We start from the raw sequence: 13,662 nt of genomic DNA on the forward strand, positions 1-13,662 counted from the left end.
AAATGTTTAGCACCTATCCTCTCAGCGTAGATCTAAGGTTTTATAAAGTTGCTGGCGCAACTAAACTACATCCGTAAATTCTTTTCAATCTGGCGTAGTTTAATCCGAGCTAGACCTAAATTAGCCTTCTCTCGATCCAGCACGAGGTAAAAGAAGACACCTTCGGCTAAATCGCATATACGCAGCAAATGATATTGGTTTGCAAGAGTAATTAGGATGTCTTCAATGGGTGATGTAATCCCTAGCCCTTCACGAGCTCTGTTTTTAGCCTTAATCACTTCGGCGTTAAGAGCGACGGCTTGTTCTAACTTGACAGAAGAGAAAGCTTGTTCATTCCGACTAGCCTGTCCCAATGAAAAACCTGTACTCCAATCTCCAATAGCGGCTCCGATAGTGCCGTCGATATTTAGAGCACTTTGAATAGATTCTTTAATATTGTCCATATACGGTGAATAACCTCAATAATGATTGTTCAAGTTACAGATGGGATATGCGTGAGTTCTAATAAATTAAATTACTGCAACAACTTTCGAGAGGCCACAGTTATTCTGATTGTTAGAACAAAGAGATTTAGATTTTGCACAGTAAATGCACCGATTGCTGCCATTTCTCGATAAATATCGTTCTCTCGCCGTATGTCCAATGACATAATCTAGCTTACATATTGAGAATTATCTATCTTTTATCAGCTTGTCAGTTTGCTAGAAAGCAAGCAATATTCTAAGAGTCATCTTATTTGTGTCTTAACATATGGACATCATGATTTAAAGTTTAAGCTAGTTACATGATAAAAAACCTGTTTTTAAGGCCCAAAACCCTTTCATGAGAGAAGCTTCAGAATCAAATGAGATCTTTCCCATGAATCTCATGAACAATACAATTTGGCATTTTTACCTGGCTTTCTGACTGGGTAAAGGTTGATGCTAATCGACAGATTGATAAGGAATAACGCTGGGATGTCTAATCGCAGGGAACGATTTAACTAACGATGCAGAACAAGCTAATGCTAAGGGCAGGAACCTTTCCCTGATAGCCAAATCTAACAGAACTCTGTGAGCTCAACGATTGTAGTTCATGCGTGCTTTGCTAACGATGGCTGTACTGTATTCATGCCTACCCAGTTGGGCTCTCCTAATGCTCTATGCTCGGTGGAGGCAGTCACGAGTCGTGATTCGATGCCTGCCCAAATTTGAGGCGATACTCTGACAGCCATTTGCTTGCACCGTACCATCAGCTCACAGATGTAAAAGTAATCAGCCAGTGCTTGGGCATCCGTCGGTGATAAATGCCAATCATCGGGAGAAATACCTAGGCTACTAAACCATAGCTTGAGAACTCTGGCTTGAAATATCTGTTTTTGATACTCAGACGTTTCTTGGGTAGGAATGCTGGATTTAAGTGTTTGCAACCCTTTAAGTAGGTCTAAGCAATTGACAGAGGTGAAGATATTAAGGCGAGCAAAGCGTTTAGCGAGGGTAATACCCCGTGCGATCGCACGGGTAATATCTAGATCAGACTTATGAACACGGGTAAGGGCATGGTTAAGGGTTAGCGTCCGTGCCAGATTCATCTCAATTATGCGAGCATGGTCTGGATCAAGGACCAAGGCTAAGGCGCGAGCCCGCTCAAGGATATGGGTGCGAGCCAGGTCACGATTGAGTTCGCGATTCAGGGCCAGAGCCAGGTAAATAGCGGCTACTCGTTTAGCCACAGGACGAAAGCTACCCAGGGAGTTATTGGTTGATGCAGCTGCCCACTGCCCCAGACGTTGCAGCTTGATAGAGTTAAGGCATTGGTTCGCCTTGTGTTCGAGAGCTTCTAACAAATGGTTTGCCCCTTGTTTACCGGTCAATAACCCTGGCGTTAACAACAACACTTCACGCCAGCGTCTATCGGTGGCATGGGCCGCAATCACACTATCCCAGTGGTGATTATCTGCCAAACATTGAGCCGTGAGATATTCTTGCAAAGTCAGATGAGAGAACGAATAAGCATCTTCAGCACGCTCTACTAAAATACCTTGCTGCACCTCAATGGCTTGTAAGACAGCTTCCCCATCTAGAATTTTGGGTACATTTAGATTGCTAGCCAAAAAGTCTTTAATTTGAGCTGTTAGCTCTCGCCGCGAGAAAAATAAACGATTGGACTCAAAGCCAGCAAAGGCAATTTCAGATAACAGTCCTTCTTCCAGCTCAATACTCAGACCTTCATAGATTTCATCGCGATTGATCCGCTTTTCTGCGGCCCATTCCTCTAAAAGGATACGTAATGCCCGTTGATACAGGCTGCTACGATTAGCAGGAAATCGCTGTGAGCGGTCGTAGACAAGGCATAGAAAGGTTAACAGTAGGGGAGTGTGGGCTAACTCTTTGGCAGCTCTATTTTTCTCTTCTTGTAATGTCTCCCAGCATCTTTGGCTGGTGCCACGTTCTGCATCTTGTGCACTACTAAACCAATTTTTAATAAATTGCTCGATTTGTTCATTGTCAAAATCGGCCATACCCACATCACTAAACCGAGTAAAACCACCGTGGTAGGCTGCGGTTCGGCACGACCCTATAAATCGGTTTTGATCATAGCGATCAACAAAATTCTGGATAGTGCAGATAACATTATCGAGATTTGCAGTGGGCACCTCATCCAGACCGTCCAATAAAATCAGCAATTTCCCCTGTCTTAGGGCCTGTTGAACAAATTCATTAGGGGCAGGAAAACCACAGTGACGAAACTCCTCGGAGATCAGCATTTCAATGTCAATGTTATCGGTCTCAAAGCGTTTCAGTTCCAGTAACACAGGAATCTTTCGATGGTGATATGCGACGTGTCCGTGATGAAATGTTCGTAATGCTTCCAGACCTAACTTACGCAGGAATGTTGATTTGCCTGCTCCGGGTGCACCTAAAACCATCAGATATTGTTTTTCGTTAGCCACATCAATACCCGAACGTTTTTCATTACTGTTACGTCGGCCAATGGAGCTACGAAATCGAGTTTTTCGATACTGTTGTTCTAATGCCTGAGGAGATTCAAACCCTAGAACATCATCTTCATCAAGAAATTTTACGCCTGTGTAAACCTTTGCAAGGTCTACGGGTTCGCGCATTCCTAACACTTTTAGCTGGCAGTGACGCTGCCTGTAGGTATGAACATATTTCCTTGATGCATTAAAGAATAGGTTGCGTATTTCAGCAACAGCCTGACTGCCGACTTTCGGCAAAAGATTAAATGCAAAGCTGGCAATGCCGTCCGCGACTGGTTCCGCCAGCAGTTCTAAACCGGTCATATTCGTTGATTGTTACGCCATGAACCATTGTGCCAATGTTCTGCATTCTCGGGGAGAGGGGGAAGTGACCTGGTTATCTACGCTCAGGGGGTAAGACACTTGGTGTTAAGTCGATAGTGTAGGGCTCGTAGACAAGATAGAAGATCCTCGCATACTCAGAAAGTATAGATTGCATTATTCTTCGCTTACTTTGTACGTAGGTGATTCTAATTAGTTACAGATGTCAAGACCCCTTCCGTCCCCATTTTTTGGGAAGACTAGCTCCGAAGCCCTCCAAGATTGGGAGTTTTGAGAGTAACTTCTAGAGGTTAAACAGCTTGTATATATTTTAAAAGAATTGAACTGAGCTCCTTAATTGGAAAATAAAACCTCTGATAATTTTGTTTTTAGGATTGATGATTTTATTGTTATGAATATTGAGTGTAAGGCTATCAACAATCTCATTGGGTAAATGGTAACAACTGGATAGTGTTGCAATTTAAGATCACCTTGCGGAAAAATCCCATCTCACCGGGGATCACTAGACAAGTAAATTCTGAAAATCGTATGCAACGACTAGCAAAGATCGGGCAGCGACTGCTGCCATGGTTACTGACTGCACTCATTCTGATGACCGTAGGCGGTTTACCCGCGTTGGCTCAAGGGGCCTCTACACCACCACGCATCATAACCGTAACCGGTCATGGCCATCACACAGCACCGACTACCCTAGCAGAAATCACCTTAGGAATATCTGATAAAGGCGATAGTGCAAAAGCGACCTACACGCAGCTAGCAAAGCGCACGTCTGCGATCGCAAAAACCTTGAAAGCCCGCAAAGTCGACAATATTAAGACATCTAATGTTCATCTTGACCTCAAATATGGTCGTGATGGCAAACCGCAAAAAGATGAGTATGAGGCCTATAGAAACATAGAATTTCAGGTACCTGCCGACGAAATTGGGGTGTTGGATAATGCGATCGCACTCAACATAGACCGTATTCAAAACATTCGCTATCTAGCGAACGAGAAAGACCTCCTAGCCGCCCGCGATCAAGCCCTAGAAAAAGCAATTACCGATGCCCAAGCCCAAGCTAAAGTAGCCCTCGACCAGCTGGGCTTTAGCCTTGAAGATGTAGTCGATATCCAGGTGAACGATGCCATCACCCAAGCACCGGGAGTTGATGCTGTTCCTAAAGGTGATGGCTATGCCAGCGGTAGTTGGTCTGCTGCTAGCAGCCTGGCCGTAGAAGATGGGGCGCAGGCTGTGGATGTGCAAGTGACATTGAAGGTGCAGTATTAGAGACTGCTGGGCACTCCCCATTTCCCACACCCTAAATTACTAGGGACCTCACTGTTGCTGTTGCTGTTTCCAGGTGTCAGTTAGTAAGCCAGAATAGCCCCAGTCTTCTTCTTTAATTTCCTGGATGACGATGTGAATGTGCTCGGGGTTTTTCCCTAGCACACGTACTAAAGAATCAGTCACATCCTTGACTAGCGCTGCTTTCTGAGCTCGTGTTGCCCCAGCTGTAATCTGAATATTGACATATGGCATAGCGATAGTTGAGGAGTAATATAGGGGCGAAGGGTGCTGTGTCTATTGTATGTTTTCCCACTGGATTGATGACCGGCTACAGTTGCGATCGCTCCAGCTAACCGATGCTAATGAGCTTTTTGCACTCACCGATGCAAACCGCGACTATCTGCGTCGGTGGTTGCCATGGCTAGATAGAACAACGACATCAGCTGATACCAGAAATTTTATTCGCAATGCGATAGAACAGTTTGGCGATACGGAAGGAGTTGTTGCAGCCATCTGTTACAACAATTGTATCGCAGGCATCATTGGTTACAATCACATTGATTGGGACAACCGCATTGGCCATATGGGCTACTGGCTAGCATCTTCTCATCAAGGCAAAGGGATAATGACCCGGTCCTGCCAGTATATGGTTGACTACTCATTTGCCACCCTCTATCTCAATCGCATTGTGATTTGTTGTGCCACTGGTAACAGACGCAGTCGAGCCATTCCTGAGAGATTGGGCTTTACCCATGAAGGCACTGCCTGCGAAGCAGAGTGGCTATATAATCGCTTTATTGATCATGAAGTTTATGCCATGTTGCGAAGCCACTGGCAACGTCACGAAGAGTTTTTATAGGCAATTACCAACAGAGAACAAAGAATTGTTGATGCTGTTGTTGCTTAACGATTGTTAGTTACTGGATAAAGCTCTAAACCATAGCGATAAAGAGCAACGGGGCGATCCATTGCCTTAAAGTAATCCGGATCTTGGGGTGATAAATATATGGCCGTCATCTGGTCGGCCACAATATGGTCTTCTTGGTAATGATAGGCCGTTGTGTTTTCCACTTCGTTTAAGTACACCGTTGGTCGGCCACCCCGAAAAAACTGTTGAAAGACTTCAGTGGTGATAAACGTATGGTTGTCAGGCTGTTCTACTGCTCGTCCGGTCACTGTAGACACCAGCTGCTGATTGTCCTTTAAGAAGGTAATTTGACGATTGGGATCTTCAGGATCAACATTAACAGCTTTAACCCAATCATCTCCTAAATATGCTTTGGCCAGACTCATGCCATTAAAAGCGCGATCTGACACCACACCTTCTGTCGTTTTTAATGGCCTATCGAGAAATTTACCCTGGGCAACCCGTGTCTTTTGAAAGTGAATATCCGCTTCAATGGGCATATCCAAAAACTGACGATTCCCTTCAAATCCTGGTGTAATCACCTCTGGGGCGACTGGTGCTGCCATGGTCAAAAGCGTTGAGGTCATCCGCCATGAACCGTCCATCCAAGCTGGGTAGACCAGGTCTCCTGCTGATGGCTGTACAGGTGGTTTGGTGGACCAATGGGGAAACGCCGAGACTCGCTCAGCCAGGGGGGTGGCCATGGCTTCACCGCTACACAGCAGCCATACTAAAAATAGCAGTGTGAACCAGACGAGTTTGCGCCGTAGCCGCAGTCGTTGTCGCTGTCGCAGCAGCTTCAGAAAAAAACGATGCATGATTGGGTTGATGACCATAGCACCAGTTTAGTCCTATTAATAGCTGGGAAGGCTGAAAGAATCAGCTGATGCAGTCATCAGATGACTGCATCAGGAGTAATTCTAAATTATCGACAGTGATTGGAAAAAGCCACTGTAGCCTTTAGATACGGGCCTTGATGATGAGCCATGGTTAACTGATGGATAATCAAATTTTGCTCAAAGAAGCGCTAACGGATGAGCTGGGTGTGCTCTACACAAATATTACTCAGCTGACTGATGTAAAGTCCTTGCCAGAGGACGATTTACAACTACTACGTGGGCTAGTCTCGGTATTGCAGTTTGCAACTCAGCAAATGACGCAGCAGCAGGCTTCGGGTGGCAAGCTAACGGCAGATGTCACTGCGCTAAGGGATAAAGTAGCCCAGCTACAGCAGGAAAATGCTGCCTATCAGAAACAACTGCGGTGGATTCAGGATCAGCTGGCGCTATCACGGACGGCCACTGGTAAAATGCGGCTAAAAGCCACCCTGAAACAAACGCTGGATATTGCGGTGGTGATTTCTGAGGCCAGTAGTGGCAGTATTTTCTTGTTGGATGACGCCAAGGTGGTGACAGAATGTATTCTGACTCGCTCGGGCACCACAGAAAAGGAACGCCATAATCTGGTGGGGCAAGTTTTGGAGAAAGGCTTGGCCGGTTGGGTTGTGGAACATCGTAAATTGGAGACGATTGCCGATACCCGTCTAGATAGTCGTTGGATTAGCTTGCCCGATCAGCCTTACAAAGTATGTTCAGCGATGTGTGCACCGGTAGTTAGTGGCAATCGCATTTTAGGGATTATGACCCTAACCCATTCTGAGCCCAGGCATTTCCAACCACCGATTCCAAATCTGATCGGAGCCATGACCGATCAGATTGCTTTAGTGTTAGAAAATGCCAAATTACACAGCATCAATCGTAAGCTCAATGGTCGCCTGAGTCACTTTAAAGACTTTTGCCATCAGCTTTTAACCACTGAGGTTGTGGGGGCCATGTTAGTACAAAACAAAAAGATTGTTCAAATTAATCAGCAAGCGGCCAATCTGTTAGGGCAAAGGCCAGATGCTCTCATCCACCTACCGTCTATCACTAGCTTGATTGCCTATGAAGATCTAGCCCGAGTCTGTGACGCACTGCGTCAGTGTTATACCCACCGAAATCAGCCGATGCCCCTTGATTTTGGTATTACCCATAAAAATGGCCAGGTAATTGCGATCGCAGCCCAAGCCATAGCCTTTGAGTTTGAGGAGCAACCAGCTGTACTATTGCTGCTAAATCAGGCAGATTGAGTCATCGACTCTTCACTCCCCCTTTTATCTACAATATACTCAGCTTTTTCCCATACTCTTGTGCCCACTCCCCCCAGCCGTCCAACCACCATTAAATTCCTCAAAAGCCCCACGTCCCAGGCATGGATTGAGCAAGCTTTAGCCAATTTAGATGAGGTGATGCTGGACCATTCCCACTGCGAGCGTAAAGCTGCCGGAATTGCCATCAAGCTGATGTTTTTGTACCCCGGCGATGGGGCATTGGTGGCGGCGCTAACGGATATTGCCCAGGAGGAGCTCAGCCATTTCAAACAGGTCAACCAGTGGCTAGAGCGTCGAGGTGTGTCCCTACGGCCTCTAGCAGCAGGCCCTTACGGTTCTAAGCTGCGCAAGCATGTGCGCCCCAATGATCCTGAACGCAAGCTGGACCTGTTACTGGTTTCAGCCTTAATCGAAGCCCGCAGCCATGAACGCCTGGGTCTGTTGGGAGAACATTGCCCCGATCCAGACCTGGCCAAGTTCTACCGCAGCCTGATGGCATCCGAAGCCCGACACTACGGTGCTTACTGGGTACTAGCCACCAATGAATTTGGCTCTGATGTGGTCACACCCCGATTAGAAGAATTAGCGGTCGCCGAGAGCGAGATTTTGGCAACGCTGCATCCAGCCCCTAGGGTTCATAGTTGATAGGGAAATAGAAACTATGCCCATGCCCCTATAACTATCCCTCCCATCCCTATGCACACCACCTTCAAATCCTTTCTCATCCGCGACTGGCAACCGGCTGACCGAGCAGCCGCAACTGACCTGGTTGGCCAAGTTTTAACTGACTACGGTCTTCAGTGGGAACCGGAGGGCGCGGATATCGATGTGGTGCAGGTGGAAACACACTACCAGCATGGTGAATTTTGGGTAGTAGAGCAGGCGGGGGAAGTGGTCGGTACCGCAGCTTACCTGCCGATTGAGCGGGGTGAGCAGGCGGTAGAGATTCGTAAAATGTATTTGCTGCCGATGGCCCGTGGTCAGGGATTAGGGCGATTTTTACTAGGTCAGCTAGAAGCGACCATTGCAGCCCGTGGTTTCAAAGAAATCTGGCTAGAAACAGCCACGGTTCTCAAAGAGGCTGTTCGTATGTACGACAGATCAGGATATCTGCCGGAAACGGGTGTGGAAACAACCCGCTGTGACAAGGTTTATAAAAAACGTATCGTGCCGTAGGGGCTGCCCTCGTGGGTGCCCTTCAATATGCATTGCAATCAGTCAGAGTTTCCTATAAATCGATATAATCAGTCGGGCCAAATTTCATTGCCCATGTTTGGTCAGGGTCACGATCTTGCCCCCATTTTTGGGGTAGGTACAAGACCGTGAACCTATGTACATATATCCTAATTATCTACCTGCTTGTGATTGCAGTTTATCCCGGTAGCTTTGATCCAGTTACCTTGGGTCATCTCGATATCATTACCCGTAGCAGTGGTCTATATGATCATGTGATTGTGGTAGTGTCACGTAATCCGATGAAAAACCCGATGTTTTCTATCGAGGAAAGGCTGGGTCAGATTCGGCAGGCAACAGCGCATCTCACTAATGTAGAAATTGATAGTTTTGATGGTCTGACGGTAAATTACGCCCACAAACGTAATGCTAAAGTCTTGATTCGGGGTTTGCGTGTACTATCAGACTTTGAGAAAGAACTGCAAATGGCTCATACTAATAAGACCCTTGCAGATGATCTTGAAACTGTCTTTTTAGCGACGTCTACTGAATACGGCTTTTTAAGCAGTAGTCTAGTAAAAGAGATTGCAAGGTTTGGCGGAGCTATCGGTCATCTTGTTCCTGATCATGTTGCCCACGATATTCAGAAATGGTACGGCAAGAACCTCCCCTAAACGACCCCAGGCTGGTGAATGACCCCAGGCTGGTGAATGATCCTAGGTTAAATGGCCAAGCTGCCCAGGTTGATGATGTCCTGGCTCAGCAGCAGATTGGCAAGGCTGGGCCTGCGCCTATAGCAGGGTTTGATATTCAAGATGCCCTCAATCAAATTGAGGAGTCTGTACTGGATAGCCCTCGCCTCCCAGTCATGGGGCGCACCATGATCAATGAAGATGATCTGCTCGATCAGCTAGATGCTGTGCGGTTAAATCTGCCCAGCGCGTTTCAGGAAGCTCAGCAATTAGTAGAGCAGCGTGATGACATCCTCAGCGAGGCTGAGCGATACGCTCAGAGTATTGTGACGACTGCTGAAAAGCAGGCGGCCACGATTCTGAATGAAACGTCAATTTTGCGACAGGCTGAACAGCAGGCCCAGCAGTTGCGATTACAGGTGGAGCAGGAATGTGCGGCGTTGCGATCGCAAACCATGCTCGAAATAGAGCAACTGCAAACCCAAACAAAGCAAGAATGTGAAGATCTGCGCCAAAATGCGATCGCTGAATGCCATGCTATCCAGACAGATGCTGATACCTATGCCGATCAGGTATTACAGCGCATGGAAACCCAATTTAGTGAGATGCTTGGCGTGATCAGTAACGGTCGGCAGCAGCTCTACGAACGGCAGCAGCGAGCTCGACAGACAGCACCACCATCAATGCCAGCAGCGAGCGATGTTTCTCCCCCTAATCCCTTGAGTCGTCGTCCGGTCACCCAGCGACCGTCTTCTACTCAGCAATCCTATATCCAACCCCCTCAACAGCCGCCACCGCCGCGCTCCCCCCAGCAGCAGCCACCGACGCGCCCCCCCCAGCAGCCACCGCGTCCCCAGCAGCGCCCGCCCCGTAAGTTCTAACCCCCCATGATTGGCTATCTCAAAGGGAACTTGGCCGATATCCAACGGCTGACCAATGGTCGTGTGATTATTACCGTGGATGTCAATGGCATTGGCTATGAATTACAGGTCACGGCTCGAGTGATGGGTAATCTCCCCCCCATGGGCGACCCGGTGCAGATTTTTGCCCACTTACAAAATCGAGATGACCAGCCAGTACTATTTGGTTTTGGCTCGCGGGCCGAGCGAGATGTTTTTCGTTTGGCCATCAGCGTTAGTGGCATTGGCCCCCAAATGGGCATGGCCTTGCTCGATACCCTAAGCTTAAATGACTTAGTTCAAGCCGTTGTGGCTGGGAATGCCCGCATTTTGTCCCAAACCCCCGGTGTCGGCAAGAAAACGGCTGAGCGCATAATTTTAGAACTGAAAACTAAGTTAGCCGAGTGGCGGCAGCAGGCTGGGCTCATTACCGCTCCTACAGGAGGTCCAGTGTCCGTCGTCCAAGAGGATGTAGAAATGACGCTACTGGCTCTAGGCTACTCTAATAGTGAAATTACTAAAGCGTTGCAAGCCGTAGGGCAAAGTAAAACCCTCAGTAAAAACGCTGACACTGAAGCCTGGATTCGTGAAGCGATCACCTGGCTCAGTCAATAAAAACCTGTCAAAGGTTGTAACGAAAATATGAGACCTGTAATGATACCTGATAGCGTTATTAAACACACTTTTTGTATCAAATAACACCGTTATCTGTCCTTGATAGCAGAGCACCCTGTAGATACACAAGCAGGATAAGCAGGTTTAAAGTCATCAGCGCCAGGAGTTTATGAAACAAGTTATTGCAGTTATTCGGTCCTCCCAGCTAGATAAGGTCAAAGAGGCCCTTGTCAATTCAGGAATTGTGGGTATGACTGTTGCTAATGCCCGTGGTTTTGGTCGTCAGAAGGGACAGACCCAAAAATATCGTGGCCAAACCTATAAAGTCGATTTTCTTCCTAAAATCCGGTTAGAAATTGCCGTTGCCGATGACCAAGTAGATTTAGTGATAGACACCATCACTGAAGCTGCCCGCACAGGCGACATCGGCGATGGCAAGATCTTTGTGCTGCCCATTGAGGCCGCATACCGTATCCGCACAGGTGAACGCGATGATGTAGCGTTGTCTAGTTCTGAAGCCTAACACTCCCTATTCCACTCCCACATTCTTCAGTGCTGCCTGGGCGGCTTTCTTTTCCGCATCTTGTTTGCGTTTTCCCTTGCCTCGGCCATACAGTAATCCTTTCACACGCACTTCAGCGGTGAATTGTTTGGCATGGTCTGGCCCACTGGCGGCAATAATCTGGTAGGTAGGAACTTCGCCAAGCTGCTCCAATGACCAGATTTGAAAACGGCTCTTATAGTTAACATGAATTGCAGTCTCACTGACGGTATCAGCAACACTGTCAAACATAGGGACTACATAGGACCGTATGGTTTCAATGTTTTGGCCGCTATCCAGAAAGTAGGCTCCAATCAGAGCTTCAAAGGTGCTGCATAGCACTCGCTTGCTATTGCGACTATCGCTATTTTCAGCGCCGCGACTCAGACACAGGTACTTTTGCAATTGCAGCTGGCTGGCAAAGTAACTAAGCTGGTTTTCGTCCACTAAGGCAGCACGTAGCGGGGTCAGTTCACCTTCGGGTCGGTCCGGGTAGCGCTGGTAAAGGTACTCGCCACTGAGAAACGTGAGGATAGCGTCACCCAAAAATTCTAGCCGTTCATTGTCCTCGCAGTCATTTTCTTTAGCGTAGGACTTGTGGGTGATGGCTAGCTGCCAAAGATTTTTATCAGCGAAGGTAGGTAAATCAAACGTACTCATGCTTTCACAATAGCGTGGCTAGCTACTTTCTGAGGTGCAAATCACGATTGTTTTTAACACAAAAACAGCGATCGCAGACCTCTACGACCGCTGATTCAGGTCAAGACTTAACAGCAAAGATGACTGATTGTTTCAGTCTTATTCACCCGTGCTTTCAGTCTTGTTCACACATGCATTTATGCAAACGTGAAGTTGTTGCTAGTCAGCGAATTTACATCCACACCTGCTAGCAGTACAGAGTTATCGTTGTCTAAATCAAGCAAGGTGTCATTACCCACTTGGCTAGCAGCGCCTAACGCGTCATGGAAGCCATCAAAAATGGCTTCTACATCTAGAATGTCATCCGTCACCGAAAAGTCGGTAACAACATCATTGCCCGCATTGCTCTCAAATCTGAAGGTGTCGCTACCCAGTCCCCCCGTTAGCAGGTCATCATCGCTACCACCATTGAGGCTGTCATTACCAGTACCACCAGTAATTTCATCATTACCGAGACCACCAGAGACAACAACATCGCCTGTAGATATCTGAACAAAACGGTCATCACCTACACCTAGACGGACTTCCCCGTTGAGGGTGCCTGCGTTGAGAATATCTACACTCCCCAGGGCACCATCAGCATCAATCGCCAATCCATTACCACCACTGATGGTGCCAAAGTTTGTAATTTGCCCATCAAAAATAACCCCCGATTCAATTAAGATGCCTGCTTGTTCTTCCGATGCGATAACGCCATTTAGTTCGTTGGTAATATCGCCGCTAAAGGTTGCTTCAGTCAGCCCCGAACCAACAAATAAGCGAATACCTGCAGGAACGCTGCTGTCGCCTCTACCCTGAATGAGACCACTGTTAGAAATATCGGCTGATAATTCCAGGTCATCAATGCCGTCACCTAGACCATTGGCTGCACCCACCTGTACCGAGATACCACTACCAGCGACACCTGCATCAATGGTACCAAGCTGGTTATTGATGCTGATATTGTCAGCAGTACCATCAAGATAGACCGTGCCATTGCGCTGGGTGCCAGTCCCCACAATGCTGCCTTGATTTACCAGAGTAACGTTGTCGCCATCCAGGTTGACAGCTCTACTACCTGACTCAATTTGTCCAGAGTTAACAATGGAGAGATCGTGGTCAGCATCGCCAATATAGAGACCATTGCGAGGACCAGAAATCGAACCACTGTTGTTGATCTGGCCATCAAAGGCGACACCATCTTCAACCACCAGCCCCCCTAAAAAGCCCACATTCACTTCCGAGGTAATGGTGCCACGGTTCACAACAGAGCCAGTGACTGTCGCTTCAGCTTCACCTGAGCCATTGAAGAACCGCAGGCCGCTGGAGCCATTAGAGGCAACCCGCCCCCCGTTGGCAAAGACATCAGGGCCATCACCACGACCTTGTAGGAGACCACTATTCACAATGTTGATATCTTCACTCACCACATCTCCAGTAG

General features: G+C 47.5%; 15 protein-coding genes. 9 read left to right on the top strand and 6 right to left on the bottom strand.

Translation table 11 applies throughout. The annotated features are described in order from the left end of the window. Positions 1-65: 65 nt before the first annotated feature. The gene (locus tag DXZ20_RS26610) at positions 66-443 is read right to left on the bottom strand and encodes a hypothetical protein (protein ID WP_163702128.1); all 378 of its coding nucleotides are present in this window, start codon (positions 441-443) and stop codon (positions 66-68) included. Between the two features lie 629 nt (positions 444-1,072). Beyond that, positions 1,073-3,283 carry an NACHT domain-containing protein gene (locus tag DXZ20_RS26615; protein ID WP_163702130.1) on the bottom strand — a complete coding sequence of 737 codons (2,211 nt, stop codon included), beginning with the start codon at positions 3,281-3,283 and terminating at the stop codon, positions 1,073-1,075. 546 nt (positions 3,284-3,829) lie between these two features. Between DXZ20_RS26615 and DXZ20_RS26620 the strand changes: the two genes are divergently transcribed. Continuing rightward, positions 3,830-4,567 (top strand): SIMPL domain-containing protein, encoded by a 738-nt coding sequence (locus DXZ20_RS26620; protein ID WP_163702132.1) that lies wholly within the window; start codon positions 3,830-3,832, stop codon positions 4,565-4,567. Positions 4,568-4,615: 48 nt separating this feature from the next. On the opposite strand, the gene DXZ20_RS26625 is transcribed toward DXZ20_RS26620, so the two are convergent. Further along, the gene (locus DXZ20_RS26625) at positions 4,616-4,819 is read right to left on the bottom strand and encodes a tautomerase family protein (protein WP_163702134.1); all 204 of its coding nucleotides are present in this window, start codon (positions 4,817-4,819) and stop codon (positions 4,616-4,618) included. 49 nt (positions 4,820-4,868) lie between these two features. Here DXZ20_RS26625 and DXZ20_RS26630 point away from each other — a divergent pair, with 49 nt between their 5' ends. Further along, positions 4,869-5,426 (top strand): GNAT family N-acetyltransferase, encoded by a 558-nt coding sequence (locus DXZ20_RS26630; RefSeq protein WP_163666324.1) that lies wholly within the window; start codon positions 4,869-4,871, stop codon positions 5,424-5,426. Between the two features lie 44 nt (positions 5,427-5,470). On the opposite strand, the gene DXZ20_RS26635 is transcribed toward DXZ20_RS26630, so the two are convergent. Further along, complete coding sequence (locus DXZ20_RS26635) at positions 5,471-6,310, bottom strand: DUF6816 family protein (protein WP_163702136.1); 840 nt, start codon at positions 6,308-6,310, stop codon at positions 5,471-5,473. A 161-nt stretch (positions 6,311-6,471) separates the two neighbouring features. On the opposite strand from DXZ20_RS26635, the gene DXZ20_RS26640 reads away from it, so the two are divergent. The 7 genes from DXZ20_RS26640 to DXZ20_RS26670 all read left to right on the top strand — a co-directional run bounded on the left by DXZ20_RS26640 (position 6,472) and on the right by DXZ20_RS26670 (position 11,525). Beyond that, on the top strand, positions 6,472-7,602 hold the full coding sequence (locus DXZ20_RS26640; RefSeq protein WP_163666328.1) for a GAF domain-containing protein: 1,131 nt from the start codon (positions 6,472-6,474) through the stop codon (positions 7,600-7,602). Positions 7,603-7,662: 60 nt separating this feature from the next. Continuing rightward, entirely contained in the window at positions 7,663-8,268 is a 606-nt protein-coding gene (locus DXZ20_RS26645) for a tRNA isopentenyl-2-thiomethyl-A-37 hydroxylase MiaE (protein WP_163666330.1), read from the top strand. A 51-nt stretch (positions 8,269-8,319) separates the two neighbouring features. Continuing rightward, on the top strand, positions 8,320-8,799 hold the full coding sequence (locus tag DXZ20_RS26650; RefSeq protein WP_163702137.1) for a GNAT family N-acetyltransferase: 480 nt from the start codon (positions 8,320-8,322) through the stop codon (positions 8,797-8,799). Positions 8,800-8,945: 146 nt separating this feature from the next. Then, entirely contained in the window at positions 8,946-9,470 is a 525-nt protein-coding gene (coaD, locus tag DXZ20_RS26655) for a pantetheine-phosphate adenylyltransferase (protein WP_431732028.1), read from the top strand. Next, entirely contained in the window at positions 9,446-10,369 is a 924-nt protein-coding gene (locus DXZ20_RS37840; protein ID WP_250565938.1) for a F0F1 ATP synthase subunit B, read from the top strand. The genes coaD and DXZ20_RS37840 overlap by 25 nt, the downstream gene beginning before the upstream one ends. A 6-nt stretch (positions 10,370-10,375) precedes the next feature. Further along, positions 10,376-11,002 (top strand): Holliday junction branch migration protein RuvA, encoded by a 627-nt coding sequence (gene ruvA / locus DXZ20_RS26665; protein ID WP_163666240.1) that lies wholly within the window; start codon positions 10,376-10,378, stop codon positions 11,000-11,002. A gap of 169 nt (positions 11,003-11,171) precedes the next feature. Continuing rightward, a complete protein-coding gene (locus tag DXZ20_RS26670; protein ID WP_163666238.1) occupies positions 11,172-11,525 on the top strand; it encodes a P-II family nitrogen regulator in 354 nt (117 codons plus the stop codon). 6 nt (positions 11,526-11,531) lie between these two features. Here DXZ20_RS26670 and rnc read toward each other — a convergent pair whose 3' ends face one another. Then, positions 11,532-12,203 carry a ribonuclease III gene (rnc, locus tag DXZ20_RS26675; protein ID WP_163666236.1) on the bottom strand — a complete coding sequence of 224 codons (672 nt, stop codon included), beginning with the start codon at positions 12,201-12,203 and terminating at the stop codon, positions 11,532-11,534. A gap of 176 nt (positions 12,204-12,379) precedes the next feature. Then, on the bottom strand, positions 12,380-13,662 hold a 1,283-nt coding region (locus DXZ20_RS26680), incomplete at its 5' end, for a calcium-binding protein (protein WP_431732091.1).

Origin of the sequence: Adonisia turfae CCMR0081 (assembly GCF_011009555.1) — a bacterium.
Classification (GTDB): Bacteria; Cyanobacteriota; Cyanobacteriia; order Phormidesmidales; family Phormidesmidaceae; genus Leptothoe; species Leptothoe turfae.

Excerpts from the sequence above, each read along its gene's own strand:
- DXZ20_RS37840 (WP_250565938.1), top strand. The coding sequence starts at position 9,446 with ATGGTACGGCAAGAACCTCCCCTAAACGACCCCAGGCTGGTGAATGAC.
- DXZ20_RS26670 (WP_163666238.1), top strand. The coding sequence starts at position 11,172 with ATGAAACAAGTTATTGCAGTTATTCGGTCCTCCCAGCTAGATAAGGTC.
- DXZ20_RS26650 (WP_163702137.1), top strand. The coding sequence starts at position 8,320 with ATGCACACCACCTTCAAATCCTTTCTCATCCGCGACTGGCAACCGGCT.
- DXZ20_RS26625 (WP_163702134.1), bottom strand. The coding sequence starts at position 4,819 with ATGCCATATGTCAATATTCAGATTACAGCTGGGGCAACACGAGCTCAG.
- DXZ20_RS26615 (WP_163702130.1), bottom strand. The coding sequence starts at position 3,283 with ATGACCGGTTTAGAACTGCTGGCGGAACCAGTCGCGGACGGCATTGCC.
- rnc (WP_163666236.1), bottom strand. The coding sequence starts at position 12,203 with ATGAGTACGTTTGATTTACCTACCTTCGCTGATAAAAATCTTTGGCAG.
- DXZ20_RS26630 (WP_163666324.1), top strand. The coding sequence starts at position 4,869 with ATGTTTTCCCACTGGATTGATGACCGGCTACAGTTGCGATCGCTCCAG.
- DXZ20_RS26610 (WP_163702128.1), bottom strand. The coding sequence starts at position 443 with ATGGACAATATTAAAGAATCTATTCAAAGTGCTCTAAATATCGACGGC.
- DXZ20_RS26620 (WP_163702132.1), top strand. The coding sequence starts at position 3,830 with ATGCAACGACTAGCAAAGATCGGGCAGCGACTGCTGCCATGGTTACTG.
- ruvA (WP_163666240.1), top strand. The coding sequence starts at position 10,376 with ATGATTGGCTATCTCAAAGGGAACTTGGCCGATATCCAACGGCTGACC.
- DXZ20_RS26635 (WP_163702136.1), bottom strand. The coding sequence starts at position 6,310 with ATGGTCATCAACCCAATCATGCATCGTTTTTTTCTGAAGCTGCTGCGA.
- DXZ20_RS26640 (WP_163666328.1), top strand. The coding sequence starts at position 6,472 with ATGGATAATCAAATTTTGCTCAAAGAAGCGCTAACGGATGAGCTGGGT.